Origin of the sequence: Caballeronia jiangsuensis, from assembly GCF_046030135.1 — a bacterium.
Taxonomy (GTDB): domain Bacteria; phylum Pseudomonadota; class Gammaproteobacteria; order Burkholderiales; family Burkholderiaceae; genus Caballeronia; species Caballeronia jiangsuensis.
On sequence record NZ_JAQQDB010000067.1, the window covers coordinates 1 to 25,800 of the forward strand.

Genomic DNA, 25,800 nt, shown 5'->3' on the forward strand with positions numbered 1-25,800 from the left:
CCCCCCCCCCCCCCACCCCCCCCACCCCCCCCCCCCCCCCCCCCCCCCCCGCCGGCGGGCGGCGGCTTTTTTACATTGACCCTGCCAACCTCGCGCCTTGACGAGCGCCGCTGCGCCTCCTTCAATACGTGACAGATGCCGCAACCGGCGATCAAACTGTCACGGTTGCGGACGCAATCTGTGTCCGCCGCCCGCGCTTCTCAGGCATTTCTCAGGCAGGACGCGCGGACACGCCCCGGGCATGGCGGGTGCTTGCCAAGCGCCCGCCCCCGCGAATTTGCGGAAATCGAACGAGGCCCACGCCAATTGCAGGAGCCAGGATGCGAGCCAATCCCCTTTCGACGTTGAGCGACGACCTCGCGACCGCGCTCGTCCCCGACGAGCCGGGCGCGACGCCATGCGCACACGCCGCGCCGCCCGCCGCCGATCGCGACGAAGCCGGCGCTTACGACGAGCTCGCCGCATTCCACGGCATCGAGCGCGAGCGCCTGGTGCTGATTCATCCGGGCAGCCACCACGCCGCGCCCGTGTGGCCCGCGCAACGTTACGCCGATGTCGCCGACCAGCTCGCCGCCGATGGCTGGCAGATCGCCATTGTCGGCGACGCGCCCGATCCCGAGCGCACCGCCGGCGTCCTCGGCGCGATGCAGACGGCCGCGCTCTTTCTCGCGGGCGCCGTCGCGCCGGCCGCGCTGCCGCGCCTGATCGCCAACGCGCGCCTGCTCGTCTCCGACGACGCCGCCGCGTCATCGCCCGTCGCCACGGCCCGCGCGCTCGGCACGCCGCATATCGTGCTCGACGAGCATCCGCGCGACACCGGCAGCGACGCGATCGTCGCACGCGCCCGCGCCGCGCTCTCGAACACCGGCGACGCGCATCCCGGCGAGCCGTTCACGCTGCACATGCCGGCGCCGCACGAGTCCGTGTAGCGCCGCTCCACCTTGCGGGGAACATCATGAAATTCGATATGCAGACCAGTCCCGTTCCGGATCCCATCGCGGACCCGAACCGCGATCCGGAAGCCGATCCGCTCACGCCGCCTTCGCCGGGTCATCGCCCGGACGAGCCGCAGCATCCCGACGCGCCGCCCGACAAGGACCCGATCCGCCGTTTCTAAAAGCTACGGGTATTCCCCGCCCTACATCCGCCGCCTTTGCCTGCCGTAAAGCGGGCATGCGGCGGCATGCGCCGTCGCACCAGACAACGCAAAGAGGCGACGGGGCAACATGAACAGAATGACGTTGAACAAGAAGCTCGGCTCGCTGATCGCCGTGCTGTGGATCGGCCTGATCGCGATCGGGATCATCGGGGCGTGGCAAAACCGGACGTCGATGATCGATGACCGCAAGGAGCAGTTGAAGACCCTCGTCAACGAGGCGTACGCCGTCACGGCGCACTACGCCGCGCTTGCCGCCGACAAGACGCTCACGGAAGAGGAAGCGAAGAAGCGCGCGCTCGAGGTGGTCGGCGCGATCCGTTACGGCACGGACGGCTATCTGTCGATCAACGATTCGCACCCGACGATGGTGATGCATCCGATCAAGCCCGCCATGAACGGCAAGGATCTCTCGACTTATACCGATCCGGCGGGTAATCGCCTGTTCGTCGATATCGTGAAGGCGGGCGATCAGCAAGGCGGCGGCTTCATCAGCTATCTGTGGCCGAAGCCCGGCAGCGACAAGCCGGTCGGCAAGCTCTCCTATGCGCAGCGCTTCGCGCAGTGGGACTGGTATCTCGTCACCGGCATGTACATGGACGACGTGCAGAGCGCATTCTGGGCGAGCGCGCTGCGCTGGCTCGCGATCACGGCGGTGCTCGGCGGCATCGCGACGGCCGCGATGCTGATCGTCCTGCGCAGCATCAAACGCAATCTGGGCGGCGAGCTGGAACTGGCGGTCGGCGCGGCGCACCGCATCGCGCGCGGCGACCTGACGAGCACCGTCGACATTCATCCGAACGACACGACGAGTCTCCTGCACGCGCTCAACACGATGCAGCGCGGCCTCGTCGAGACGGTTTCACGCGTGCGCAACGGCACCGAGAACATCAACGTGGGCGCGTCGGAAATCGCGGCGGGCAATACCGATCTGTCGCAGCGCACCGAGGAGCAGGCGGCGGCGCTCGTGCAGACGGCGTCGAGCATGGACCAGATGACCGCGAACGTGAAGAACAACGCGGAAAGCGCGGCGCAGGCGGCCCGGCTCGCGGAGCAGGCGGCGGATGTGGCGACGCGCGGCAGCGGCGTCGTCGATGACGTGATCGACACCATGACGCGCATCACCGCGAGCTCGCAGCAGATCGGCGACATCATCGGCGTGATCGACGGCATCGCGTTCCAGACGAACATCCTGGCGCTCAATGCGGCCGTCGAAGCGGCGCGCGCGGGCGAACAGGGACGCGGCTTCGCGGTCGTGGCGGCCGAAGTGCGCAGCCTCGCGCAGCGTTCGGCGACGGCGGCGAAGGAGATCAAGGCGCTCATCGAGACATCGACGCAGACGGTGCAGCAAGGCGCGTCGCTCGTGACGAACGCGGGCGCGACGATGACCGAGATCGTGCAATCGGTGCGCCGCGTGAACGAGATTCTCGACGAGATCAGCCACGCGTCGCACGAGCAGAGCGCGGGCATCGAGCAGGTGAACCGCGCGGTCGTCGAGATGGATCAGGTGACGCAGCAGAACGCCGCGCTCGTCGAGGAGGCAGCGGCTGCCGCGCATTCGCTGAAGGATCAGGTGGATGTGCTGCGCGAGGCGATCGGGAGTTTCAGGCTGCCGGCGTAGGGCTTTCGATCACGCGAGGAAACGTTCGACGAGCCGCGCCCAGTACGCAGCGCCGACCGGCAGATTCTTGTCGTTGAAATCGTAGTGCGGGTTGTGGACCATGCAGCCGTCCTCGCCCGCACCGTTGCCCAGACGCAGGAACGAGCCCGGCCGCTGCTGCAGCATGAACGCGAAATCCTCGCTGCCCATCAGCAGATCCGCGTGCGCGACGACGTTCTGCTCGCCGACCAGTTCGCGCGCGACCTGAATCGCGAACTCCGTTTCCGCGTCCGAATTGACGACGACCGGATAGCCTTCCAGATACTTCACCGTCGCCGTCGCGCCGTAGCTCGCGGCCTGCGACTCGACCAGTTCCTTGATGCGCCGCTTCAGCAGTTCGCGTACTTTCGGATCGAACGAGCGCACCGACAGTTCGAGCGTCGCGCGGCTGGGGATGACGTTGTTCACCGTGCCGGCGTGCATCGAACCGACAGTGACGACAGCGGGCTGCGCCGGATCGACATTGCGCGCGACGATCGTCTGCAGCGCCATCACGATGCTCGCCGTCACGACGACCGGATCGACGGAGAGATGCGGCCGCGCCGCGTGCCCGCCGACGCCTTCGATCGCGATCGACACCTGATCGCCCGCCGCCATGAACGGCCCCTTGCGGAACAGGAACGTGCCGGGCTGCGCGCCGGGATGGTTGTGCACGCCGAACACGGCATCGCAATGAAAGCGCTCGAACAGGCCCTCCGCGATCATCTTCTGCGCGCCGCTCGGCACGCCGTGCTCTTCCGCCGGCTGAAAATACAGATGCACCGTGCCGTTGAAGCGTCGCGTGCGCGCGAGATGACGCGCGGCGCCGAGCAGCATCGTCGTGTGGCCGTCGTGGCCGCACGCGTGCATCTTGCCGTGCGTTTCGCTCGCGTAGGGCTTGCCGGTCTGTTCGATGATCGGCAGCGCGTCCATGTCGGCGCGCAGGCCGATGCTCTTCGTGCCGTCGCCCGCCTTCAACGTACCGACGACACCCGTGCCGCCGATACCGCGCGTCACCTGCCAGCCCCACTCTTCCAGCCGGTCCGCGACGAGCGCCGCGGTGCGCGTCTCCTCGTAGGACAGCTCCGGATGACGGTGGATGTCGTGGCGAATGTCGCGCAGCGAGGGCGCGTCGTCGGAGAGGTCGGCGATGACGGTGAAGTGGGGGTTGGAGGGAGTCGTCATGGAAAGGCCCTTGCTGAGGTAAGTCGTGCGGCGCCGCTTGATGCGGATACAGGGAAAATGGCGCACATGATCCTCCACATGAGGCGCAGTTTCCAGTTTTTTTGGGGTTCTTCGCGGATTTTCGGGAAGAGCGTTGTTGGATGGGGAAAATCGGCCAGTTGTGACCGTTCGACGTGGATGCATTAATCGCCGACAAATCGTACGCGAGCCGAATTTTCCGACTCGCGATAAGTCAGACTCAAAACGCGAAGTCGTCGGTATTCACCAAGCTCGCGAAAGCACCGTTCAGGGTTGCGTTGTGATGTTCGATGATCGCTCGTGCCGGCAATTCACGCGTGTCCATGCAGGTGTGAGCATCCGCAATCAGGACTGGCCTGAGACCCATGTCGGACGCGGCTCGACAGGTCGCGTCGATGCAATACTGAGTCTTCATCCCGACTATGATTAACTCGCTGACGTTTGCATCGGCGAGTTGTTCTCCAAGCGATGTTCCGAGAAAGCAATTGGGTCGGGTTTTATCGAATATCACGTCACACTCCGCATCGACCTCCAGTTGAGGAATCAACTGAGAATGTGGGCTGCCCGGTTCGATGGGGGTACCTCTCGGTCCTGTGTGCCGCATGGCGAATATCGGAGCACTGGCGCTGCGTGCTCGCCCGATAAGTTGGTTGATATTCGCTAGCACACGGCCGCCCTCGTATGGCCTGTCTGGACCGTTAAAAAGGCCGATCTGCATATCGATAATCAATAAGGCGGCGCGCCTAAGAGTGGGTTGCTGCATGAAGTTTCCCCTCGTTATGCCAGTGACGACGGAGAAACAAAAAGGCCCCGTCCATCGCTGGCGGGGCCTCGGCTAATACGTTCTGTTGCGCGTAATGACCTACGACCCACCAGTGGTGGTGGTCGTAGATGTGGTCGCGGTGTGAAGTGCATTCAAGTTCATGCATTGATCTTGCATCACGGGGCAGTGATCGTCAACGTCTGTTTGCGAGAAAGCGCACTGCCCCTTTCGGGTTGCTCATCGACCGTGTCGATGAGCAAAGACTAGTTCTCCTTCCTTTCGAAGGAGAATCATCATGGATATCACCGCTGCTGACCGCACTAGGCGAGCGAGCGGACGGGCGCTGTCCGGCCCGGAACGGCCGGTCGACAACGTGGCTCGAATTGGCGACAATCGCGGACGCAGACGAGAAACCCTCCATCAAGAATGATCACGCATACCCAAAATGGCGCCGCCGAACCTGCCTGGATGCCTGTGGCGATCGCTGAACGCGGCGTCAGACGTTTCCCGATTGGCGAGACGAATCCACGGATAGTGGAATACAACAACGAAACAAACCTTGCTGGTTACGACGACAAAATCGCTTGGTGTTCCTCATTTATTAACTGGTGCCTGGCAAGTGCAGGAGTTCGCGGTACGAGATTGGCATTGGCGCGGTCATGGCTCGATTGGGGCATCGCGCTTGAACGCCCGATCTACGGCTGTATTGTGGTTCTGACGCGCGACGATCCCACAAGCTGGAGGGGACATGTCGGTTTCTATCTTCGGTGCGACGATGAGTTTATTTATCTCTTTGGCGGAAACCAATTGGAAGAGGTTCGCGAGTTAGCCTACCCAGTCGCCACGGTGCTCGGCTATCGATGGCCGCAGTCGTTCTGACGTCACCGGTATTCATTGAAAAGCAAAGCGCTGACTGGGAGAGTCCTTTGCGCTCGTTTAGGCAAGCGCGTCTGACCGCGACTCGGTCGATAAGCGCCGTACCCCGGGACTCAGCGAGAAAACATTTATGGGTTGAATCAAAAGCCAATTCATCAAGTTTCATCCGGTTCTCAACGCAAAAACCGGTCGATCACCCCCGCAAGTTTCCCGAACGCCGGCCCGATCTCCTCATCCGGCACGCACGCATAACCAATCAGCAATCCCGATTCCGCATCCGGCCGACGCGCGTAGTACCCCGACAGCGGCCGCACAACAATATCCTCCGCGAGCGCCGCAGCAGCAACCGCGCGATCATCGACATCCTGAGGCAGTTTCAATACAAGATGCAGCCCCGCATCGCCGCCGGCGATCGCCAGCGCGTTACCGTAGCGCCCGGCGATCGTCGCGAGCATCACATCGCGGCGCTGGCCGTAGAGCGCGCGCATCCGCCGGATATGCGAAGTGAAATGGCCCTGCTCGATGAACTCCGCGAGCACCGCCTGCTGCAATAGCTGCCCTTCACGATAGAGCTCGGCGCTAGCCGTCGCGAAACTGTCCGCTAGCGCTTCCGGCACGACGACATAGCCGATGCGCAGCCCCGGAAACAGCGTCTTGCCGAAGCTGCCCACATAGATCACCTGCCCCGCCGGGTCCATGCCCTGCAGCGACGCGAGCGGCCGGCTGCCGTAACGAAACTCGCTGTCGTAATCGTCCTCGATGATCCAGCAGCGGTGCTGGCGCGCGTATTCGAGCAGCATGCGGCGGCGCGCGAGGCTCATCACCATGCCGAGCGGATACTGGTGCGACGGCGTGACGAGAATCAGCCTCGGTGGCGACGCGAGATCGTCGGGCGTCGGCGCGATGCCCTCGGCATCGACGGGAATTGCCTTCAGATCGAGCCCCGACACCTGCAACACGCTGCGCACGCCCCAGTAGCACGGATCTTCGGTCCAGATCGTGTCGCCCGAATCGGCGAGCAGACGCGCGGCGAGGTCGATCGACTGATGAATGCCCGTCGTCACGACGATCTGCTCTGGCGTGCAGCGCACCGAGCGCGACGTGCGCAGATAGTGCGCAAGCGCGTGGCGTAACCCCGTATGTCCGCCGCCGGGCGCGTAGGTGAGCAGGTCGGGCAGCGGCTTGCGCCAGTATTTCGCGTGCAGCCGGTTCCACACGCGCGACGGAAAGCGCGACACGTCCGGCACGCCCGGCATGAACGCGCCGCCCTGGCGTTTCGACACGCCCGCGCCCGAAATCAGCCGCGCGCCGCGCGTGGAGAGTGTCGATTGCGTATCGGCGGGAACGATGGCCGCGGGCGGCGCGTCGTCGAAGAGGATTTCATCAGGCGCGCTGTCCGCGACGAACGTGCCGCGCCCCGTCGCCGACGAAACGTAGCCCTCGAGCGCGAGCTGCTCGTAGACCTGCGTCACGGTATTGCGCCCGACGCCCAGTTCGGTCGCGAGCAGCCTCGACGACGGCACTTTCGCGCCCGCGGCGAGCTCGCGCGTCAAGATCGCCTGCTGCAGGAGCCGATGCAGTTGCCGGTAGATCGGCTGGCCGTTCGAGCGATCGATGCGCTGCGCCAGCCAGTCGGAAAGCACGCTCGCGCGGGTGGACATCAGATTGGCTCCTATAGATTTATTGAAATGGCTCTGAACTTAAGGGCCAAATCTTACTATAGTCGTCTTTAAATTCAGTCGGCCGATGCGGCCACCACGACATGCGCCCTCGCGCGAAGGAGATTTCCCTGTGAGCACCAACCTCAAGAACGCCGACCTGCACGCCCGCAAGAATGCCGCGACCCCGCGCGGCGTGGGCGTGATGTGCGATTTCTACGCCGCGCGCGCCGAGAATGCGGAACTGTGGGATGTCGAGGGCCGTCGTTTCATCGATTTCGCGGCGGGCATCGCGGTGTGCAACACGGGGCATCGTCATCCGAAGATCGTCGAGGCGATCCGCGCGCAGCTCGACTGCTTCACGCACACCGCGTATCAGATCGTGCCGTACGAGTCGTATGTGTCGCTCGCCGAGAAGATCAGCGCCCGCGCGCCGGGTTCGCACGCGAAGAAGACGGCGTTTTTCACGACCGGCGCGGAAGCCGTCGAGAACGCGGTGAAGATCGCGCGCGCGGCGACGGGCCGTCCCGGCGTGATCGCCTTCACGGGCGGCTTCCACGGCCGCACGCTGATGGGCATGGCGCTCACCGGCAAGGTCGCGCCGTACAAGATCGGCTTCGGGCCGTTCCCGTCGGACGTCTATCACGCGCCGTTCCCGAATGCGCTGCATGGCGTGTCGGTCGCGGATTCGCTGCGCGCGATCGAGCATCTGTTCAAGGCGGATATCGAGGCGACGCGCGTCGCCGCGATCATCTTCGAGCCGGTGCAGGGCGAAGGCGGTTTCAATGCGGCGCCGGCGGATTTCGTGCGCGGCCTGCGCAAGATCTGCGACGAGCACGGCATTCTGCTCATCGCCGATGAAGTGCAGACCGGCTTCGCGCGTACCGGCAAGCTCTTCGCGATGGAGCATCATGGCGTCGTGCCGGATCTGATGACGATCGCGAAGTCGCTCGCGGGCGGCATGCCGCTGTCGGGCGTCGTCGGGCGCGCGGAGATCATGGATGCGGCCGCGCCCGGCGGGCTCGGCGGCACGTATGCGGGCAATCCGCTCGCGGTGGCGGCGGCGCACGCGGTGCTCGATATCATCGACGATGAAAAGCTCTGCGAGCGCGCGACCGTGCTCGGCGACAAGCTCAAAGCGAAGCTCGAAGCGCTCAAGGCCGATGTGCCGCAAATCGCCGATGTGCGCGGGCCCGGCGCGATGATCGCCGTCGAGTTCTGCAAGCCCGGTTCGCATGATGCGGATGCGGCTTTCGCCAAACTCGTGCAGACGCGCGCGCTGGAGCGCGGGTTGTTGCTGCTTGTTTGCGGGGTTTATTCGAACGTCGTTCGGTTCCTGTTTCCGCTCACCATTCAGGAAGAGGTTTTTGATGAGGCTATCGGGATTCTTGAAGAGGTGCTGATGGAGACTGTCGGCGCTGCGGTCTAAGGTTTGGTTTTTTATGCGCGAGGCGCGGGTTCTTTCGGTGCCTCGCGGTGTATATTTTTCGTTTGTTTGTTGCTTCGGATTTTGTGGAATCCTGATTTCGTGGTGGTCTATTAGCACTGCCCCTCCCCGGGGCGGGGGTCACTTTCTTTGCTGCTGCAAAGAAAGTAACCAAAGAAAGCAGCTTCTCACCGCCCGCAGTCACACGCACGTTGACCATGCTTGCCAGCCGCAGGCGGCACTCGCCTAAGTGTCGCCCTCACAGGCCTAATCGGGCTTGGCTCGCGCACGGTCTGACGAGCCAGTAGTTTGAGCGCGCTGGTTCAGCACGAAATAGCTTCGGCACAGCGCTACGCGCTGCCGTTGGGTTTGCGAGGGAAACCGTCGAGAAAAAGCGCGCGCAGACCCGATTGACCGGTCGGCCGCGAAGCGGGCTGGAGCCATTTGGTGCTGAACCAGTCAGTGAGGCGGTGCGACGCGTCAGACCGTGCGCGATCCAAGCCCGATTGGGCCTTCGAGGGCGACACTTAGGCGAGGGCCATTGGCGGCTGGCAAGCATGGCCAAACTGCGTGTGATCGCGGGCCTCAACGAGCTGCTTTCTTTGGTTACTTTCTTTGCAGCAGCAAAGAAAGTGACTGCCGCCCCGCACAGGGGCAGTGCTAATAGACCACCGCGATTACGGGATCCGGCAACAACAGAGCAGTCCCAAAAAGGAACAGCAAAGACATGAGCTTGAAAGACCAACTGAAAGACCCGACGCTGCTGCGTCACACCGCCTACATCGACGGTGAATGGCAGCAATCCGACAACGGCGAAACCTTCGAAGTCACGAACCCCGCCAACGGCGCATCCCTCGGCGCAGTACCGAAGATGGGCGCGAACGAAACGCGCCGTGCCATCGATGCCGCCAACGCCGCGTGGCCCGCATGGCGCAAGAAGACCGCAAAAGAACGCGCAATCATCCTGCGCCGCTGGTTCGACCTGATGATGGCAAACGCCGACGATCTCGCGCTCATCCTCACGACCGAGCAAGGCAAGCCGCTCGCCGAGGCAAAAGGCGAAATCACGTATGCCGCCTCGTTCATCGAATGGTTCGCGGAGGAAGGCAAGCGCGTCGCCGGCGACACGCTCGCAACGCCCGCCGCCGACAAACGCATCGTCGTGACGAAGGAACCGATCGGCGTTTGCGCCGCCATCACGCCGTGGAACTTCCCGGCCGCGATGATCACCCGCAAGGTCGGCCCGGCGCTCGCGGCCGGTTGTCCGATCGTCGTGAAGCCCGCCGAAGCAACGCCCTTCTCCGCGTTTGCAATGGCCGTGCTCGCCGAGCGCGCAGGCCTGCCGAAGGGCGTGCTCAACATCCTCACCGGCGATCCGAAGGCGATCGGCGGTGAAATGACGAGCAACCCGATCGTGCGCAAGCTCTCCTTCACCGGCTCGACCGGCGTGGGCCGCTTGCTGATGGCGCAAAGCGCACCGACGGTCAAGAAAGTGACGCTGGAACTCGGCGGCAACGCACCGTTCATCGTGTTCGACGACGCCGATCTCGACGCCGCCGTGGAAGGCGCGATTGCATCGAAATATCGCAACAGCGGGCAGACCTGCGTGTGTACGAATCGCTTCTACGTGCACGAGCGCGTCTACGATGCCTTCGCGCAAAAGCTGGCGGCGGCGGTCGGCGGCCTCAAGGTCGGGCTCGGCACCGAGAGCGGCGTGGCGCTCGGTCCGCTCATCAACGAAGCGGCCGTGCAGAAAGTGGAGTCGCACATCGACGATGCGCTCGCGAAAGGCGCCGCGCTCGCCACGGGCGGCAAGCGTCACGCGCTCGGTCACGGTTTCTTCGAGCCGACCGTGCTGACCGGCGTCACGACTGACATGAAAGTGGCGAAAGAGGAAACCTTCGGCCCGCTCGCGCCGATCTTCAAATTCTCGTCCGACGATGAAGTCGTGCGCCTCGCCAACGACACCGAGTTCGGTCTCGCGGCGTACTTCTACAGCCGCGATATCGGCCGCATCTGGCACGTGGCCGAAGCGCTCGAATACGGCATGGTGGGCATCAACACCGGCCTAATTTCGAACGAAGTGGCGCCGTTCGGCGGCGTCAAGCAGTCGGGACTCGGGCGCGAAGGCTCGCATTACGGTATCGACGATTACGTCGTCATCAAGTATCTCTGTATGGCGGTTTGATCGCGCGTCGCGCCTGTGAAATCCGAAAAGCCTCGGCACTCGTGTGCCGGGGCTTTTTTGTTTCCGGTCCGCCGAAAGACCGAATCGTCAAAGGCATGCGCGGCGTCGAACCGTTAGAATCGGCTCCATATCCCGCACGGGCGTGCAGCGCCCGTCTTCCCGCCGCTTCTTCGATCCCTCCAGGAGCGCTATGCGACGCTCGGCATTCTTTCTCCGCTTCATCGGCATCGGCGTTCTGTTTCATATCTATGTCGGCGTGCGGCTCATCCCGGACGCGCCCGTCGGTCTGCCGCTCAAAGTGCTGGCGGCGATCCTGCTCGCGGTATCGGTCATCGTCATTCCGCTCGGCATGGCGGCGCGGCAGATCGAACCGCAGTCGCTCGCGGATCGCCTCGCATGGCTCGGGCTGACCGCGCTGGGCCTCTTCTCGTCGCTGCTTTTATTGACCTTTGCCCGCGACGTGATTCTGTTTTTCGTGCATCTCGTCGACTGGCTGCGCGGAGTGCCCGTCGGCTCACCGGTGTTCGTCGCCTATAGTGCGCTCGTCGTGCCGCTCCTGGCCGTGCTCTTCTCGGCGATCGGCTTCTACAACGCGCGGCGGCGCGCGCCGGTCGTGAGCGTGGACGTGCCCATCGACAATCTGCCGGCCGCGCTCGACGGTTTCACGATCGCGCAGATCAGCGACATCCACGTCGGACCGACGATCAAGCGTCACTATGTGGAACGCATCGTCGCGGCTGTGAACGGACTCGAGCCGGATCTGATCGCCGTGACGGGCGATGTCGTCGACGGCACGGTGCCGAATCTCGCCGATCACACACGCCCGCTCGCGGGCCTGAGCGCGCGGCACGGGACGTTTCTCGTGACCGGGAATCACGAGTACTACTCGGGCGCGGACAAGTGGATTGCGGAATTCCGGCGTCTGGGTCTGACGGTGCTGCTCAATCAGCATGTCGTGCTGAATCACGACGGCGCACAGGCCGTGGTCGCGGGCGTCACGGATTACGGCGCGGGCAGTTTCGATCCCGCGCATCGCAGCGATCCCGCGAAGGCGATCAGCGGCGCACCCGACGATGCCACCGTGCGCGTGCTGCTCGCACACCAGCCGCGCAGCGCTACGGCGGCGGCTGAAGCGGGTTTTACGCTACAGCTTTCGGGACACACGCATGGCGGGCAGTTCCTGCCGTGGAATTTCTTTGTGCGATTGCAGCAGCCGTTTGTTTCCGGATTAGTGAAGTTCAACGGGCTATGGGTTTATACGAGTCGGGGTACTGGGTATTGGGGGCCGCCGAAGAGGCTGGGGGCGCCGTCGGAGATTACGCTTGTGCGCCTCGTCGCGGCGACGGCCGCTTGATGGGGGCGCGGTAAAAAAAGACGCGCGGCCCAACCGCACCGCGCGTCCACCGCTCAGGGAAGAGCGTCGCGCCCGAACACGGGGATGAACGGACACTCTCGAACTGGCAGGCGGGGTTCCGCCAGCGAGTGCCTACAAAATAAGAGAACACCGACCTAATAACCACAAGACTTCTCCTAATCGCGGCAATATCACGGACTGCGAACGTTCAGCTTGCCTTCGCCGACATCGCCGCTGGCGTCGTCGCGTAAACGCTCTTGTGCGGGGCCGTGCCTTCCCTCGGCCAGTCGGAGCGTTCATCGAAAAACCATTCAGCGCGCTCGCGTCCCTTGCGGATCAGCGCATGAATCAGCGCGGGATTGCGATCGAGCTTCGATGCATAGTCGAGCGGCCCCGGATAATCCCTGGCGTCGAGATGCATCTGCACGACGCGAACCGTGATCGGCTTATAGCGCTTCCCCAGCGATTTGTCGGCTTTCAGCAGTTCGTTCACGCGCGTCGTGAAGTAAAGCTCCTGCCCCAGCGCGAGATTGCCCGAAAGCTCGTTGCGTCGGTCGATGATCTCGTTAGTCGATTCAGGCAACTCGCGACGATATTGCGGATTGATCTGCACGACCCAGATCTCATCGGGCCGCATGTCGAGCGCGAAATCGGTGAACTCGCGCACCGGCGGATTGCTGCTGAAAAGGCCGTCCCAGCACATGCGTCCGTCGGCCTCGACCGCGCGATACAACGGCGGCACCGCGGCGGATGCAACGAGTTGATCCTGATCGAGCTTGTCGCCGGGAAAGATCACGCGATCGCCCGTGCGCACGTCGGTCGCGCCGACGAGAAGCGTGGGCTGCGCGCGTCGCTTCGGGTCCGCCGGCAGCGAAGCGAACGGCAGATGCTTGTCGAGCAGTTCGCGCAGGCGCTCTTCCGCAACCGGCGGATAGAGATACGGGCTGATTTCCGCGTTGACGGGCAGCCGCGCGTACCAGGTCCCGACCGCATTCGCGACGATATCCGGCCCGTCGCGCGCCTCCAGATCCTTCCAGAAACCGGCGAGGCGACGCCTCGCGTCGGGAGGCCCGCCGAGCAGCAGGCCCGCCCACACGAGCGCGCTGCACATCGCGCCGCCCGACGTGCCGGACAGCGCGACGAGTTCGAACTTGTTGAGAAACTCGCCGCTCAGCAACCGGTCGAGCACACCCGCGGCGAACGCCGCATGGCTGCCGCCGCCCTGACACGCGATCGCTACTTTCGGAATGGCCGCCATCACCGCACCTCGCTCGCGTCCGTCGACATCGGACGTACGCTACAGGATAGGCGACGCGCGCCGCTATGCCAGCGCCGCCAGCACCTGCTGCGTCGAACGAATCCGGCCGATGCGCGGAAAGATATAACGGCAGGTCGATTCGTGCGTGTCCGCGTGCAAGTCGCTCATCGCGTCCTCGACGAATATCTGCTGATAGCCGCGCTCGTGCGCGCCGCGCGCCGTCGAATCCACGCCGATGGCCGTCGCGATGCCGCCCAGCACGATCGTATCGATGCCGCGCCGGCGCAGATGCGAGTCGAGATCAGTGTTGTAGAACGCGCCCCACTGTCGCTTGGTGACGACGATATCGGACGCCTGCACGCCCAGTTCCGCGCTGAGTTCACTCCAGCCCGCCGGCTCCGGCGCTTCCTGCGCCTGTCCCGCGTCGGTGACCGGACGCAGGCCGCCCGGTCCGTTCGGAAACGCCACCTTGACCAGCACGACCGGTGCGCCGAGCGCGCGGAAGCGATCGGCGAGCGCACGCGCGTTGGCGAGCACGCTCGCGGCGTCGTGAGGTTGCACAGGCAAGGCGGCGATGCCCGCCTGCAAATCGATCAGCACGAGCGCGGTTGTCGCGGGATCGAGCTTGAGTTCGGAAGCGTTCATTTGGAAAGTCGCGAGTAAGGTGGACGAGTGCGCGATCTCAGGCTTCTTGTTGCAGGAATTCGAGCGCCGCGCCGTTCATGCAGTAGCGCAGGCCCGTGGGCTTCGGTCCGTCGTCGAAGACATGGCCGAGATGTCCGCCGCAACGCCGGCAATGCACCTCGTTGCGCATGTGGCCCGTCGCGTCCGCGTGGGTCGCGACGGCGCCATCGACGGGCTTCCAGAAACTCGGCCAGCCGGTGCCGCTGTCGAACTTCGTCGCCGACGAAAACAGTGCGAGCCCGCATCCCGCGCACGCATACGTGCCCTCGCGACGCTCTTTGAGCAGCGGGCTCGCGAACGGCGGCTCAGTGCCGCCGCGCCTCAGCACACGGAATTGCTCGGACGAGAGACGGCGGCGCCAGTCCGCGCTGCTGTGATCGATCTCGTACGACCGGGCGGGCGCGGAAGAGCCCGTACCGCCAGCGAAGGCGGCGGCCATCACACCGAGAAAATTGCGCTTCGTGCGTCTCATGATTTTCATCCGATGACCGCTCTCATGCTTTCATCCACCCAGCCGGCGCCGCGCTACGATTTGAGCCGGTATCCCGTCCTGAAGATCCACGCGACGATCGCGATGAATACCGCAAGGAACACCAGCGTCATGCCGAAGCTCACGCCGACTTGGACATCGGCGAGACCGTAAAAGCTCCAGCGAAAGCCGCTGATCAGATAGACGACCGGATTGAAGAGCGCCACGGCCTTCCAGAACGGCGGCAGGATATTGATCGAATAAAAGCTGCCGCCGAGAAACGTGAGCGGCGTCACGATCAGGAGCGGAATGATCTGCAACTTCTCGAAGCCATCCGCCCAGATGCCGATGATGAACCCGAGCAGGCTGAACGTCACGGAAGTGAGCAGCAAAAATACGATCATCCAAACAGGATGATCGATTCTGAGCGGCACGAATAATCGTGCGGTAAGAAGAATGATCAGTCCGAGGATGACGGATTTGGTCGCGGCCGCGCCCACGTAGCTCAGGACGAGCTCGAAGTGCGACACCGGCGCGGACAGCAGTTCGTAGATCGTGCCCGTGAACTTCGGAAAATAGATGCCGAAGGACGCGTTGGCGATGCTCTGCGTGAGCAGCGACAGCATCACGAGCCCCGGCACGATGAACGCGCCGTAGCTGATGCCATCGACTTCCGGAATGCGCGAGCCGATGGCCGCCCCGAACACGACGAAGTAAAGCGATGTCGAAATCACGGGCGACACGATGCTCTGCATCAGCGTACGCCCGGCGCGCGCCATCTCGAAACGGTAGATCGCGCGAACGGCGTATAGATTCATTTGGTTTCCCTGACGAGACTCACGAAGATGTCTTCGAGCGAGCTTTGCGTCGTTTGCAGATCCTTGAAACGCACGCCGGCTTCGTCGACGTGGCGCAACAGCGCGATGATGCGCCCCGGCTCGTCATGCGCGTCATACGTGTAGGTGAGCTCGCCGCCATCCGCCGAGCGCGCGAGGCCGTAAGGCTCGAGCGGCGCGGGTATTTGCGCGAGCGGCTGTTCGAGCTGCAGCGTGAGCTTCTTCTGCCCGAGCTTGCGCATGAGCTCGCGCTTCTCCTCGACCAGCACGATTTCGCCACGATTGATCACGCCGATGCGGTCCGCCATCTCCTCCGCTTCCTCGATGTAATGCGTCGTGAGGATGATGGTCACGCCGTTGCTCTGCAGTCCGCGCACGAGGTCCCACATGTCGCGCCGCAGTTCCACATCGACGCCGGCCGTGGGCTCGTCGAGAAAGAGAATCTCGGGCTCGTGCGCGAGCGCCTTCGCGATCAGCACGCGGCGCTTCATGCCGCCCGAGAGCGTCATGATCTTGTTGTCCTTCTTCGCCCATAGCGAGAGCGATTTCAACACCTTCTCGACATGCGCCGGATTCTTCGGCCGGCCGAAGAGGCCCCGGCTGAACGACACGGTCGCCCAGACGGTCTCGAACGCGTCGGTGGTGAGTTCCTGCGGCACGAGGCCGATCATCGCGCGGGCGGCGCGATAGTCCGTGTCGATATCGTGACCCGCGACGGTGACCTTGCCCTCGCTCGGATTGACGATGCCGCAGATGGTGCTGATGAGCGTCGTCTTGCCCGCCCCGTTCGGGCCGAGCAGCGCAAAAATTTCGCCGCGACGGATCTCCAGATTCACGTCCCGGAGCGCGCGGAAGCCCGACCCGTAGGTCTTGGACAGATTGGAAACGGTGATGATGGTTGGCATGGCGTGGACGATAGCAGATACGGCGCGATCCGGCTTGGACGAAAGGGGTCGTCCGTTCGGCCGATGTTCGCCCGGCCCTGCGCTGCCTACAATGCACTGCTGAGTAACAGGAGCCGACTAACGGGAGCCGACATCATGCTGTTCGAACAGATTCAGACCACATGTCTCAACGACGCGGACCTGCCGTGGGTGCCATTCACGCCGTACAGCGCGCGCGTGCTCATCAAGTATTTCAAGCTGGATCCGATTCGCGGCGAGGTCATCGCGCTCATGAAGGCGCCGGCGAAAGGCCAGATGCCACGGCATCGGCATACGGGAACCGTCATCGTCTATACGGTCGAGGGGCGCTGGAAGTATCGCGAGCACGACTGGATCGCGGGGCCGGGTAGCATCGTGTACGAGACGGCGGGGTCGAGCCACACGCCGGAAGCGCTTGCCGCGGATTCGGGCGGCCCGGACATCGTCACGCTCAACATCATTCAGGGCGAACTGCTCTTCGTGAACGACGACGGACAAGTTCTCGCCGCTGAAAACTGGAAGAGCGGCTGGGACCGTTATGCTGCCTTCTGTCATGCAAACGGCATCGCCCCGAAAGATTTGACGGCTTTCGGGTAACGTCGGGGTCTCCGCCACTGGTTAGAATCGATGTCTGGACGCGCCTCGCGCGCTTTCGACCCTTTCCAGTTTGCCGGCCGCTCTCGGCCGGCGCAGATCGAGGAGAAGCAAAAGCATGAAGATTCAGACCGTCGGCATCGTCGGCGCGGGAACCATGGGCAACGGCATCGCGCAGGTCGCGGCCGTCGCGGGCTTCAAGGTCGTGCTGATCGACGTCACCGACGCGGCACTCGCGAAGGGCGTCGCCGCGCTCACGGGCAGCCTCGAGCGGCTCGTGTCGAAGGACAAGCTGGAAGCCTCCGCGCGCGACGCGGCGTTGCAGCGCATCGAGACCTCCACCGATTACGCGCGCCTCTCCGAAGCCGATATCGTGATCGAAGCCGCGACGGAGAACGTCGAGCTCAAGAACCGCATCCTGAAGCAGATCGAAGGGGCGGCCCGCGCCGATGCGATCATCGCGTCGAACACGTCGTCGATCTCGATCACCTCGCTCGCCGCGACGCTCGCCACGCCCGAGCGCTTCATCGGCATGCACTTCTTCAATCCGGTGCCGCTGCTGCAGCTCGTCGAAGTGATTCGCGGCGTGCAGACGAGCGATGAAACCGCCGCCGCCGTGCGCGAACTCACCGAGAAGCTCGACAAATCGCCGATCGGCGTGCGCAACTCGCCGGGCTTCGTCGTCAACCGCATTCTCGTGCCGATGATCAACGAAGCGTTCTTCGTGCTCTATGAAGGCGTCGCGAGCGCGGAGGAAATCGACGCGGGCATGAAGCTCGGCGCGAATCATCCGATCGGCCCGCTCGCGCTCGCGGACCTGATCGGCCTGGACGTGTGCCTCTCGGTGATGGACGTGTTCCTCAAGGACTTCGGCGATTCGAAATACCGCGCGTGTCCGCTGTTGCGCGAGCTCGTGTCGGCGGGGCGTCTCGGGCGCAAGACGAAGCGCGGCGTGTACCGATACGACTAGGCCGCGTCGAAATCGAGCACCGGTCCGGCGGGCACGATGCCCGTCGGATTGATCGTCCGATGGCTCTCGTAGTAGTGCCGCTTGATGTGCTCGAAGTTCACCGTCGCCGCGACGCCCGGCATCCGGTAAATCTCGCGCGCGTACTTCGAGAGATGCGGATAATCCACGATGCGCCGCAGATTGCACTTGAAGTGGCCGACATACACCGCGTCGAAACGCACGAGCGTCGTGAAAAGGCGAATGTCCGCTTCGGTGAAGCGCTCGCCCGTCAGATAGCGGCGCGTGCTCAGGCGCTCTTCGAGAAAATCGAGCGTGTCGAAGAGCGGCGTCACCGCTTCCTCGTAGGCGGCTTGCGTCGTCGCGAAGCCCGCCTTGTAGACGCCGTTATTGACCGTGTCGTAGATGCGCGCGTTGAGTGCATCGATCTCTTCCCGCAGCTCACGCGGATAGTAATCGCCCGGTTTCGCGCCGATGCCGTCGAACGCGGAATTCAGCATCCGGATGATCTCCGACGACTCGTTGTTGACGATCGTCCCGCGCACCTTGTCCCACAGGATCGGCACGGTCACGCGGCCGCTGTAACGCGGATCGGCTGCCGTGTAGACCTGATGCAGATAGCGCGCGCCGTTGATTCTGTCGGGCACGACGCCCGGAGCGTCGTCGAAAGTCCAGCCGTTTTCCAGCATCAGCCAGTTCACGACCGATACGTCGATCATCTCTTCCAGCCCCTTCAGCGCGCGCACGATGAGCGTGCGATGCGCCCACGGGCACGCGAGGCTCACATACAGGTGATAGCGCCCGGCTTCGGCCTTGAAGCCGCCCTCGCCGCTCGGCCCCGGCGCGCCATCGGCCGTCACCCAGTTGCGAAACGCAGCGTCCTTGCGCACGAAGCGCCCGCCCGTGGACGCCGTTTCGTACCATTTGTCCTGCCATTTTCCGTCGACGAGAAGTCCCATTTCCATTCTCCTTGAATGCCGCGGCGCAAGACACGCGCCACGGCCTCGATGCATCTCAGTTGGATGAAGGCGCGCCGATGAAGCGCACGAGTTGCGTCATCGTCGCGTCCGGCGCTTCTTCCATCAGCCAGTGGCCCGCGCCCGGCACGACCACGCCCTGCACGTTCGTCGCGACGAGCTTCGCCTGATCGATCAGGAACGTGCCCGACGCGCGTTCGCCGGTGAGCACGAGCATCGGCATCGCGAGCGGCGTTTTGGCGAAGGCGGCGAAATCGTTCGCGTCCTGCGGGAACGCATGGAAATACTCGAAGCCCGCGCGCATGCGGCCGTTGCGCGCGTATTGGGCCGAATAGTAACGGCGATCGGCCTCGCTCACCGAATGCGCGGCATCGGCGGCGAAGTCGTTCCAGAAGTGCTCGAAGAAGACGCGCTCGCGGCCGCGCACGAGTTTCTCCGGCGTGTCGCCATAGAAGTTGAAGTGCCATTTGTCGCGCAGGAGCCAGACTTTCTGCCAGTCGCCGACGCCGGGCAGGAACGCGTCCATCAGCACGATGCTGTCCACTTCGTCGGGATATTGCGCCGCGTATGCATACGCGACCATCAGGCCGATGTCGTGCCCGACGAGCTTCACCTTGCGATAGCCGAGCTTTTGAACCATCGCATGAATGTCTTGCGCGAGCGTTTTCTTGTCGTAGCCGGACGACGGCATCGCCGAGCCGCCCGCGCCCGGCAGATCGGGCGCAATCACGACGCGCTCGCCCGCGAGACGCGTCATCAGCGGCTGCCACATGCGGCTGGTTTCCGTATACCCGTGCAGCAGCACGACGGGCGTCGCGTCGCCCTGTCCGGCCTGCAGATAGTGAATGTCGACGCCGTTCGCATCGATCGTGCGGGACTGGATCGCGCTCGCGGCGACGGCGGGCTGGGGTGCGCGCGGCGTGTTCGCGGCATGCGCGGCCGGTTGCAGGGCGGCGGCGGCCAGAAGCACGCTGGCGGCGCGGCGCATCGTGTGAAGGAAGGCGTTCATCGTTCAGCTCCATCGAAGGTTGGGTTTATCCCGATGACGCTCATGTTGATCCGCCACGCCGCTTTTGCCGTACGATCCGGACGATGAACTCGTTCGATGGAGTCGAACATGTTGTCAGAGGAAGAACTCTCGCTGCTCGACGCGATCCGCGAAACCGGCAGCCTTTCGCGCGCGGCGGCGCGCCTCGGCAAGGCGCCGTCGACGGTATCGCATGCCGCGCGCCAATTGGAAACGCGCTTCGACGCGCTGCTCTTCGACCGGCGCCGCTATCGTCTGCAACTGACGCCCGCCGGCCATCTTCTCGCCGACGAGGCATCGCGCCTGATGCTCGACGTGTCGCGTCTCGCGCAGCGCGTGAAGCAGATCGCGAGCGGCTGGGAAGACCGGCTGTGGATCGTCTGCGACGAGATCCTCGAATTCGAGACGCTGCTGCCGGTCGTGCAGGCATTCGATGCGCTCGATTCCGGCGTCGCGCTGCGCATCACCCACGAAGTGCTGAGCGGCACCTGGGAAGCGTTGCGCGACGGCCGCGCGGATCTGATCGTCGGCGCGACCAACGAGCCGCCGGCGATTCCCGGCCTGCGCTGGTTCGAGCTCGGCGTGATGCAGTGGGTGTTCGCGGTGTCGCCGCGCCATCCGCTCGCGACGTTGAACGGGCCGCTCAAGCGCGATCAGATCGCGGCGCATCGGGCGGTCGTCGTCGCGGATTCGTCGCGCTCGGCGGGGCGCGCATACGGCGTGCTCGGCGGACAGGCCGCGTTCGCCGTGCCGACGATGCGCGCGAAAATCCTCGCGCAGCGGCAAGGGCTCGGCACGGGCTGGGTGCCGGGGCATCGCGTGCAATCGCTGCTTGCGCGCGGCGAACTCGTCGAGAAGGAAACCGCCGATCCGCGCGAGCCGAACGTGCTTTACGTCGCGTGGCGCGGCGATCACGAAGGCCGCGCGCTGCAATGGTGGACGGAGCAATTGCGCCAGCCGCGCCTTGCCGAACGTCTGGTCGCCGGCATCGACGCGTTCGCGTAAGACCCGGTTACAAATTCGCCGTCAAACGCGCGACGGAAATCGCTCCGCTGCGCCGTTCAAGTTCTCGTCGCAACCTGAAACGACGAGACACGTCATGAAAAAAACATCTTCGCCGCTGCGCGCGGCGCTTTCGGCCGCCGTGCTCGCGCCGGTCGTCGCGGTTTCGTTCGCCGCGCTGCACAGCACGCCTGCCGACGCGCAGGCCATCATCGTCGCGCCCGCCGCGCCGCCCGCGCCGCGCGTCGAAGCGCCTCCGCCGCCGCGCGCGGGTTATGCATGGGATCCGGGCCACTGGCGCTGGGATCGCGGCGGCTATGTCTGGGCGCCGGGCCACTGGCGGCCGGTGCGCACGGGTTATCGCTGGATACCGGGACATTGGGTGCAGCACGGTCCGAACTGGCGCTGGGTCGAAGGGCATTGGGCATGAGCCGCACCACGTTCGCATCGAGGCAGCCCATCATGATGAAAGCATTGATCGCAGCGGGGCTCGTCGCCGTGATGCTCGCCGGATGCGTCGTGTATCCGGCGCACCCTGTCTACTATCGCGGGCCGGTCGTCGTTTACTGAGCATGCGTAACAACGCGATAACCCGCCCAGCGTCCGGGCGATCCGACACCCGACAACACATTGAAAGAAGAAGATCCGGACACCGCGCTCATTGCCCGCGTCGGCAATCGGGAACCGGGAGCCATCCGCGAGATCGTCGCGAGGAAGCTCCCGCGCATCGTCGCGCTCGCGGCCCGGATGCTCGGCGACCGTGACGAGGCCGACGACGTGGCTCAGGAAGCGTTCCTGCGCATCTGGAATATCGCGCCGAAGTGGCGGCGCGGCGAGGCGCGCTTCGATACGTGGCTGCATCGCGTGACGCTCAATCTGTGTTACGACCGCCTCCGCCGTCATCGCGAGACGACAATGTCGGACGATCTGCCCGAACAGGCCGATGTCGCGCCGCTGCCCGACGAGCGGATCGAGGCCGCGCACGCGAACGAGCGCATCGCGACGGCGCTCGCGAAGCTGCCCGCGCGCCAGCGCGAGGCGCTCGTGCTGCAGTACTACCAGGAATTGCCGAACGCGGATGCGGCGGCGCTGATGGGCGTGAGCGTCGATGCGCTGGAAAGTCTGCTCGCCCGCGCGCGCCGCAATCTCAGGGCCGCGCTCGCGGATCTCGCACAGTCAGGCGGCGACGCCCCGAAGGAACATCGATGACACCCGAACGATTCCGCCACATCACCGAGGCTTACGGCGCGTCGCCGGAACGCTGGCCCGCCGGCGAACGCGACGCGGCGCTCGCGCTCGTGAACGCCGGAGACGCAGAAGCGCTCGCCGCGCTCGCCGAAGCCCGCGCGCTCGACGGCATGCTCGACGCTCACGCCGTCGCGGCGCCCGGTCCGGAGTTCGCGCGGCGCATCGTCGATTCGGCGCCCACGCGGCCCGCGCGCGCCTTCTGGCGTCGCCCGCGCATCTGGTTTTCGGGCGTGGGCTTCGTCGGCGCGGGCGCTGCGGGCGTCGCGGCGGGCGCGCTGCTGGTTTCGCTGCTGGCGCCCGCGCCGGGCGAACCCGCGCACGGCGGATGGTTCGAGCAATCCTATTCGGGCACGGCCTTCGGCGGCGCCCCTTCCGACTGGAGCGATCAATGAGCCTGCGCACGCTGAAGACGCTCGCGGCGGTATCGCTCGTGCTGAACGTGTTTCTGCTCGGATCGATCGCGGGCGGCGCTTACTGGCTGTCCGGGCCGCTCGCGCAGAAACGCACGGAAGCCGCGCAGCAACGCGGCATCCGTTTCGCCGCCGCCGATCTGTCGCCCGAGCGCCAGAAGGAACTGCGCGACGCATTGCGCAAGACGCGCCGCGAAAGCCTGCCGCTGATTCGTGATGCGCGCGACGGACGCATCGATCTCGCGCATGTCCTCGCCGCGCCGGACTTCGATCGCCGTGCGCTCGACGATGCCCTCTCGCGCACGCGCGAAGCCGACGTCGCGTTACGCGCGCGCATCGAAGGCACGGTCGCGGATTTCGCATCGACACTCACGCCCGACGAGCGGCTGAAGCTCGTCGGCGCGATGGAGCGCTACGGTCCGCTGCGCGCCGTTCCGCCCGACGAGCGTCCGCAGCAATGACGCAAAGCGACGGGTTTTCCGCGCACACACGTTTAACCGGCATCGAGCACTTCGGAGCACGTCATGGCCATCGCGCCGCAACTCTCGCCTGCCGCCATCGCGGTGAATCGCTTCGGGCTCGGCGCGCGTCCGGGCGAGCCGCTGCCCGCCGATCCGCGCGGCTGGCTCATCGAACAGGCCGATCCGCGCGCAAGTGCGTATCAGGCGATGCCGCCCGCGCTGAACGGCGAGCCGTCGAGCGCCGCGCTCGCCGCGCAGTTCGCCGATCGCCAGCGCGCGCTGCGTGATGCGAGCGACGCCGACAAGCCCGCCGTGCGCAAGCAATACGGCGAGCAGATCCGCGACATCTACCGCAACGCCGTCGATGCGCGCGTGACGAGCGCGCTCACGACGAACGCGCCGTTCATCGAACGTCTCGTGCATTTCTGGGCGAACCACTTCGCCGTGTCGATCGAAAAGCCGCCCGTCGCGATGCTCGCCGGATCGTTCGAGAACGAGGCAATCCGCCCGCACGTGCTCGGGCGCTTCGAGGACATGCTGGTCGCGGCCGAGCGGCATCCGGCGATGCAGATTTTTCTGGATCAGGCGCGCTCGGTCGGCCCGGACAGCCCCGCCGCCGCGCGCGCCGCGATGCGCAATCCCGACAACAAGCGCGGCCTCAACGAAAACTTGGCGCGCGAGATCATGGAGCTTCATACGCTCGGCGTGCGCAGCGGCTACACGCAGGCCGACGTGACCGAGTTCGCGCGCGCGCTGACCGGCTGGAGCCTCGGCGCGATGACGTCGAACGCCGCGAAGAATCCCAACGATCCGACGCCGCCCGGCGCGTTCGTATTCCGCCCGCGTCTGCACGAGCCGGGCGTGCGCACCGTGATGGGCAAGCAGTACGCGCAGACGGACGAAGCGCAGCCGCTCGCCGTGCTGCACGATCTCGCGAATTCGCCCGCGACCGCGCATCACGTCGCGGAGAAGCTCGCGCGCCACTTCGTCGCGGATACGCCGCCGCCCGCGCTCGTCGACAGGCTCGCGCGCGTTTTCAGCGATACAGGTGGCGATCTGCCGTCGGTGTATCGCGCGCTGGCCGATGCGCCCGAAGCATGGCCAAGCGCGCCCGCCAAGTTCAAGACGCCGTGGGACTGGACGGTGTCGTCGCTGCGTGGGCTCGGCCGCATCGACCTGCAAGGCGTGCGCGCCGCGCCGCTTCTGACGCAGCTCGGCCAGCAGGTCTGGCGTCCCGGCTCGCCCGCCGGTTACGACGATATCGCCGCGAGCTGGGCCGCGCCCGATGCGCTGGTGCGCCGCGTCGAGCTCGCGCAGCGTTTCGCGGCGCGCGCGGGCGACCGGCTCGACGCCCGCACGCTCGGTCCGCAACTGCTTCCCGGTGCGCTGTCCGATGCGACCGCGAGCGCCGTGTCGCGCGCCGAGAGCGCGCCGACCGCGCTCGCGCTCCTGCTCGTGTCGCCCGATTTTCTGAGGAGATGAAGCCATGCTGACGCGTCGCCAATTCCTGTGGTGCGCAAGCGCGAGCGCCGGCGCGATGCTCGTCGCGCCGCAACTCGTATTCGCATCCGCCGAGACCGACCGGCGCTTCGTCTTCGTGATCCAGCGCGGCGCGGCGGACGGCCTGAACATCGTCGTGCCTTATGGCGATCCCGCTTACGCGACGCTGCGCGGGCCGCTCGCGATCGACGCATCGAGCGCGACGAAACTCGACGGCACTTTCGCGCTGCATCCGTCGATGAAGCAGGTCGCGCAGATGTATCGCGACAGGCAGGCGCTTTTCGTGCACGCGGTGGCGTCGCCGTACCGCGAGCGCTCGCACTTCGACGGCCAGAACGTGCTCGAAACGGGCGGCAACGCGCCGTATCGGCTGAAGGACGGCTGGATGAACCGGCTTCTGTCGATGCTGCCCGCGCCGCGCGCCGATGCCGTCGCGTTCGCGCCGACCGTGCCGCTCGCGCTGCGCGGACGCGCCGAGGTGACGTCCTATGCGCCGTCGTCGTTGCCGCAGGCGCCGGACGATCTGCTCACGCGCGTCTCGCAACTCTATGCGGGCGATGCGCAGCTTCATCCGCTCTGGGACGCCGCGATGCAGGCGCGCGGCCTCGCCGCCGACGCGGGCGCGCGTCAGGACCCGGCGAGCCTCGGCAAGCTCGCGGCGAGTTTTCTCGGCAAGCCCGACGGCCCGCGCATCGCGATGATCGAAACCGGCGGCTGGGACACGCACAGCGCGCAGAACCCGCGCCTCGCCGCGCAACTGAAAGCGCTCGACACGATGCTCGCCGCTTTGCGCGATGGACTCGGAGAGCACTGGGCGAACACGACGGTGCTCGTCGCGACCGAATTCGGGCGCACGGCGGCGGCGAACGGCACGGGCGGCACGGATCACGGAACGGCGTCGGCGGCGATGATCGTCGGCGGCGCGGTGGCGGGCGGGCGCGTGCTCGCGGACTGGCCGGGACTCGCGAATGGGTCGCTGTATCAGGCGCGCGACCTGAAGCCGACGATCGGGCTCGATGCTGTCATCGCGAGCGCGGCGGGGGAGAGTTTCGGCATCGATCCGCAGCGCGTCGGCGCGACGCTGTTTCCGGATTCTGGCGGTCACGCATTCGGGGGACGTATTTTGATCGGTTGAGGCGGGGGTTTTCGCCGGATCCCGGTTTCGTGTCGGTCTATTAGCA

General features: G+C 65.2%; 26 protein-coding genes. 16 read left to right on the plus strand and 10 right to left on the minus strand.

The features are described 5' to 3' along the window. Positions 1-320: 320 nt before the first annotated feature. From PQR08_RS36940 to PQR08_RS36950, 3 genes are all read left to right on the plus strand, one after another. A complete protein-coding gene (locus PQR08_RS36940) occupies positions 321-929 on the plus strand; it encodes a glycosyltransferase family 9 protein (RefSeq protein WP_238292744.1) in 609 nt (202 codons plus the stop codon). Positions 930-955: 26 nt separating this feature from the next. Then, positions 956-1,117 carry a hypothetical protein gene (locus PQR08_RS36945; protein ID WP_187605169.1) on the plus strand — a complete coding sequence of 54 codons (162 nt, stop codon included), beginning with the start codon at positions 956-958 and terminating at the stop codon, positions 1,115-1,117. 118 nt (positions 1,118-1,235) lie between these two features. Further along, positions 1,236-2,777, plus strand: a complete 1,542-nt coding sequence (locus PQR08_RS36950; protein WP_250484446.1) for a methyl-accepting chemotaxis protein — start codon at positions 1,236-1,238, stop codon at positions 2,775-2,777. Between the two features lie 9 nt (positions 2,778-2,786). On the opposite strand, the gene PQR08_RS36955 is transcribed toward PQR08_RS36950, so the two are convergent. Then, entirely contained in the window at positions 2,787-3,980 is a 1,194-nt protein-coding gene (locus tag PQR08_RS36955; RefSeq protein ID WP_250484428.1) for a M20 aminoacylase family protein, read from the minus strand. Positions 3,981-4,218: 238 nt separating this feature from the next. After that, entirely contained in the window at positions 4,219-4,761 is a 543-nt protein-coding gene (locus PQR08_RS36960; protein ID WP_250484427.1) for a cysteine hydrolase family protein, read from the minus strand. 426 nt (positions 4,762-5,187) lie between these two features. Between PQR08_RS36960 and PQR08_RS36965 the strand changes: the two genes are divergently transcribed. Next, positions 5,188-5,640 carry a TIGR02594 family protein gene (locus PQR08_RS36965; RefSeq protein WP_238214635.1) on the plus strand — a complete coding sequence of 151 codons (453 nt, stop codon included), beginning with the start codon at positions 5,188-5,190 and terminating at the stop codon, positions 5,638-5,640. Between the two features lie 170 nt (positions 5,641-5,810). On the opposite strand, the gene pdxR is transcribed toward PQR08_RS36965, so the two are convergent. Next, a complete protein-coding gene (gene pdxR, locus PQR08_RS36970) occupies positions 5,811-7,298 on the minus strand; it encodes a MocR-like pyridoxine biosynthesis transcription factor PdxR (protein ID WP_250484426.1) in 1,488 nt (495 codons plus the stop codon). A gap of 85 nt (positions 7,299-7,383) precedes the next feature. Between pdxR and gabT the strand changes: the two genes are divergently transcribed. The 3 genes from gabT (at position 7,384) to PQR08_RS36985 (ending at position 12,263) form a co-directional block, all read left to right on the plus strand. Next, positions 7,384-8,724: a 4-aminobutyrate--2-oxoglutarate transaminase gene (gene gabT, locus PQR08_RS36975; protein ID WP_408164193.1), complete on the plus strand. Its 1,341-nt coding sequence runs from the start codon at positions 7,384-7,386 to the stop codon at positions 8,722-8,724. A 724-nt stretch (positions 8,725-9,448) separates the two neighbouring features. Beyond that, complete coding sequence (locus tag PQR08_RS36980; RefSeq protein WP_250484425.1) at positions 9,449-10,909, plus strand: NAD-dependent succinate-semialdehyde dehydrogenase; 1,461 nt, start codon at positions 9,449-9,451, stop codon at positions 10,907-10,909. Between the two features lie 190 nt (positions 10,910-11,099). Further along, complete coding sequence (locus tag PQR08_RS36985; RefSeq protein ID WP_250484424.1) at positions 11,100-12,263, plus strand: metallophosphoesterase; 1,164 nt, start codon at positions 11,100-11,102, stop codon at positions 12,261-12,263. A 208-nt stretch (positions 12,264-12,471) separates the two neighbouring features. Here the strand turns inward: PQR08_RS36985 and PQR08_RS36990 are convergent, their stop codons facing one another. From PQR08_RS36990 to PQR08_RS37010, 5 genes are all read right to left on the minus strand, one after another. Continuing rightward, positions 12,472-13,521: a patatin-like phospholipase family protein gene (locus tag PQR08_RS36990; protein WP_250484423.1), complete on the minus strand. Its 1,050-nt coding sequence runs from the start codon at positions 13,519-13,521 to the stop codon at positions 12,472-12,474. Positions 13,522-13,584: 63 nt separating this feature from the next. Beyond that, complete coding sequence (locus PQR08_RS36995) at positions 13,585-14,166, minus strand: hydrolase (RefSeq protein WP_250484422.1); 582 nt, start codon at positions 14,164-14,166, stop codon at positions 13,585-13,587. A 37-nt stretch (positions 14,167-14,203) separates the two neighbouring features. Beyond that, the gene (gene msrB / locus PQR08_RS37000) at positions 14,204-14,686 is read right to left on the minus strand and encodes a peptide-methionine (R)-S-oxide reductase MsrB (protein ID WP_250484421.1); all 483 of its coding nucleotides are present in this window, start codon (positions 14,684-14,686) and stop codon (positions 14,204-14,206) included. Positions 14,687-14,730: 44 nt separating this feature from the next. Then, entirely contained in the window at positions 14,731-15,492 is a 762-nt protein-coding gene (locus PQR08_RS37005) for an ABC transporter permease (RefSeq protein ID WP_029672399.1), read from the minus strand. Further along, entirely contained in the window at positions 15,489-16,415 is a 927-nt protein-coding gene (locus PQR08_RS37010; RefSeq protein WP_250484420.1) for an ABC transporter ATP-binding protein, read from the minus strand. The genes PQR08_RS37005 and PQR08_RS37010 overlap by 4 nt, the downstream gene beginning before the upstream one ends. A gap of 135 nt (positions 16,416-16,550) precedes the next feature. Between PQR08_RS37010 and PQR08_RS37015 the strand changes: the two genes are divergently transcribed. Both PQR08_RS37015 and PQR08_RS37020 read left to right on the plus strand, forming a co-directional pair. Next, entirely contained in the window at positions 16,551-17,030 is a 480-nt protein-coding gene (locus tag PQR08_RS37015; protein ID WP_238292776.1) for a 2,4'-dihydroxyacetophenone dioxygenase family protein, read from the plus strand. A 115-nt stretch (positions 17,031-17,145) separates the two neighbouring features. Beyond that, positions 17,146-17,997, plus strand: a complete 852-nt coding sequence (locus PQR08_RS37020) for a 3-hydroxybutyryl-CoA dehydrogenase (protein WP_029672402.1) — start codon at positions 17,146-17,148, stop codon at positions 17,995-17,997. On the opposite strand, the gene PQR08_RS37025 is transcribed toward PQR08_RS37020, so the two are convergent. Together PQR08_RS37025 and PQR08_RS37030 are read right to left on the minus strand one after the other, a co-directional pair. Further along, a complete protein-coding gene (locus PQR08_RS37025) occupies positions 17,994-18,953 on the minus strand; it encodes a glutathione S-transferase family protein (protein ID WP_250484419.1) in 960 nt (319 codons plus the stop codon). The genes PQR08_RS37020 and PQR08_RS37025 overlap by 4 nt on opposite strands. A gap of 55 nt (positions 18,954-19,008) precedes the next feature. Then, positions 19,009-19,980, minus strand: coding sequence for an alpha/beta fold hydrolase (locus tag PQR08_RS37030; RefSeq protein WP_250484418.1), 972 nt, complete (start codon positions 19,978-19,980; stop codon positions 19,009-19,011). Between the two features lie 108 nt (positions 19,981-20,088). On the opposite strand from PQR08_RS37030, the gene PQR08_RS37035 reads away from it, so the two are divergent. The 7 genes from PQR08_RS37035 (at position 20,089) to PQR08_RS37065 (ending at position 25,754) form a co-directional block, all read left to right on the plus strand. Continuing rightward, complete coding sequence (locus PQR08_RS37035) at positions 20,089-21,003, plus strand: LysR family transcriptional regulator (RefSeq protein WP_250484417.1); 915 nt, start codon at positions 20,089-20,091, stop codon at positions 21,001-21,003. A 94-nt stretch (positions 21,004-21,097) separates the two neighbouring features. Further along, the gene (locus PQR08_RS37040) at positions 21,098-21,430 is read left to right on the plus strand and encodes a hypothetical protein (RefSeq protein WP_250484416.1); all 333 of its coding nucleotides are present in this window, start codon (positions 21,098-21,100) and stop codon (positions 21,428-21,430) included. A 200-nt stretch (positions 21,431-21,630) separates the two neighbouring features. Beyond that, positions 21,631-22,209: an RNA polymerase sigma factor gene (locus tag PQR08_RS37045; protein ID WP_250484415.1), complete on the plus strand. Its 579-nt coding sequence runs from the start codon at positions 21,631-21,633 to the stop codon at positions 22,207-22,209. Next, positions 22,206-22,640 (plus strand): hypothetical protein, encoded by a 435-nt coding sequence (locus tag PQR08_RS37050; RefSeq protein ID WP_250484414.1) that lies wholly within the window; start codon positions 22,206-22,208, stop codon positions 22,638-22,640. The genes PQR08_RS37045 and PQR08_RS37050 overlap by 4 nt, the downstream gene beginning before the upstream one ends. Further along, positions 22,637-23,119: a periplasmic heavy metal sensor gene (locus PQR08_RS37055; RefSeq protein WP_250484413.1), complete on the plus strand. Its 483-nt coding sequence runs from the start codon at positions 22,637-22,639 to the stop codon at positions 23,117-23,119. Before PQR08_RS37050 ends, PQR08_RS37055 begins: the two co-directional genes overlap by 4 nt. Before the next feature lie 63 nt (positions 23,120-23,182). Then, on the plus strand, positions 23,183-24,601 hold the full coding sequence (locus PQR08_RS37060; RefSeq protein ID WP_408164198.1) for a DUF1800 domain-containing protein: 1,419 nt from the start codon (positions 23,183-23,185) through the stop codon (positions 24,599-24,601). 4 nt (positions 24,602-24,605) lie between these two features. Beyond that, on the plus strand, positions 24,606-25,754 hold the full coding sequence (locus PQR08_RS37065; RefSeq protein WP_408164200.1) for a DUF1501 domain-containing protein: 1,149 nt from the start codon (positions 24,606-24,608) through the stop codon (positions 25,752-25,754). Positions 25,755-25,800: the final 46 nt, after the last annotated feature.

Coding starts and splice junctions, on each gene's coding strand:
- PQR08_RS37040 (WP_250484416.1), top strand. CDS start 21,098: ATGAAAAAAACATCTTCGCCGCTGCGCGCGGCGCTTTCGGCCGCCGTG.
- PQR08_RS36995 (WP_250484422.1), bottom strand. CDS start 14,166: ATGAACGCTTCCGAACTCAAGCTCGATCCCGCGACAACCGCGCTCGTG.
- PQR08_RS37060 (WP_408164198.1), top strand. CDS start 23,183: ATGGCCATCGCGCCGCAACTCTCGCCTGCCGCCATCGCGGTGAATCGC.
- PQR08_RS37010 (WP_250484420.1), bottom strand. CDS start 16,415: ATGCCAACCATCATCACCGTTTCCAATCTGTCCAAGACCTACGGGTCG.
- PQR08_RS36980 (WP_250484425.1), top strand. CDS start 9,449: ATGAGCTTGAAAGACCAACTGAAAGACCCGACGCTGCTGCGTCACACC.
- gabT (WP_408164193.1), top strand. CDS start 7,384: ATGCGGCCACCACGACATGCGCCCTCGCGCGAAGGAGATTTCCCTGTG.
- msrB (WP_250484421.1), bottom strand. CDS start 14,686: ATGAAAATCATGAGACGCACGAAGCGCAATTTTCTCGGTGTGATGGCC.
- PQR08_RS36945 (WP_187605169.1), top strand. CDS start 956: ATGAAATTCGATATGCAGACCAGTCCCGTTCCGGATCCCATCGCGGAC.
- PQR08_RS37065 (WP_408164200.1), top strand. CDS start 24,606: ATGCTGACGCGTCGCCAATTCCTGTGGTGCGCAAGCGCGAGCGCCGGC.
- PQR08_RS36990 (WP_250484423.1), bottom strand. CDS start 13,521: ATGGCGGCCATTCCGAAAGTAGCGATCGCGTGTCAGGGCGGCGGCAGC.
- PQR08_RS36985 (WP_250484424.1), top strand. CDS start 11,100: ATGCGACGCTCGGCATTCTTTCTCCGCTTCATCGGCATCGGCGTTCTG.
- PQR08_RS36955 (WP_250484428.1), bottom strand. CDS start 3,980: ATGACGACTCCCTCCAACCCCCACTTCACCGTCATCGCCGACCTCTCC.
- PQR08_RS36950 (WP_250484446.1), top strand. CDS start 1,236: ATGACGTTGAACAAGAAGCTCGGCTCGCTGATCGCCGTGCTGTGGATC.
- PQR08_RS36960 (WP_250484427.1), bottom strand. CDS start 4,761: ATGCAGCAACCCACTCTTAGGCGCGCCGCCTTATTGATTATCGATATG.
- PQR08_RS37035 (WP_250484417.1), top strand. CDS start 20,089: ATGTTGTCAGAGGAAGAACTCTCGCTGCTCGACGCGATCCGCGAAACC.
- PQR08_RS36965 (WP_238214635.1), top strand. CDS start 5,188: ATGATCACGCATACCCAAAATGGCGCCGCCGAACCTGCCTGGATGCCT.
- PQR08_RS37015 (WP_238292776.1), top strand. CDS start 16,551: ATGCTGTTCGAACAGATTCAGACCACATGTCTCAACGACGCGGACCTG.
- PQR08_RS37055 (WP_250484413.1), top strand. CDS start 22,637: ATGAGCCTGCGCACGCTGAAGACGCTCGCGGCGGTATCGCTCGTGCTG.
- PQR08_RS37020 (WP_029672402.1), top strand. CDS start 17,146: ATGAAGATTCAGACCGTCGGCATCGTCGGCGCGGGAACCATGGGCAAC.
- PQR08_RS37030 (WP_250484418.1), bottom strand. CDS start 19,980: ATGAACGCCTTCCTTCACACGATGCGCCGCGCCGCCAGCGTGCTTCTG.
- pdxR (WP_250484426.1), bottom strand. CDS start 7,298: ATGTCCACCCGCGCGAGCGTGCTTTCCGACTGGCTGGCGCAGCGCATC.
- PQR08_RS36940 (WP_238292744.1), top strand. CDS start 321: ATGCGAGCCAATCCCCTTTCGACGTTGAGCGACGACCTCGCGACCGCG.
- PQR08_RS37025 (WP_250484419.1), bottom strand. CDS start 18,953: ATGGGACTTCTCGTCGACGGAAAATGGCAGGACAAATGGTACGAAACG.
- PQR08_RS37005 (WP_029672399.1), bottom strand. CDS start 15,492: ATGAATCTATACGCCGTTCGCGCGATCTACCGTTTCGAGATGGCGCGC.
- PQR08_RS37050 (WP_250484414.1), top strand. CDS start 22,206: ATGACACCCGAACGATTCCGCCACATCACCGAGGCTTACGGCGCGTCG.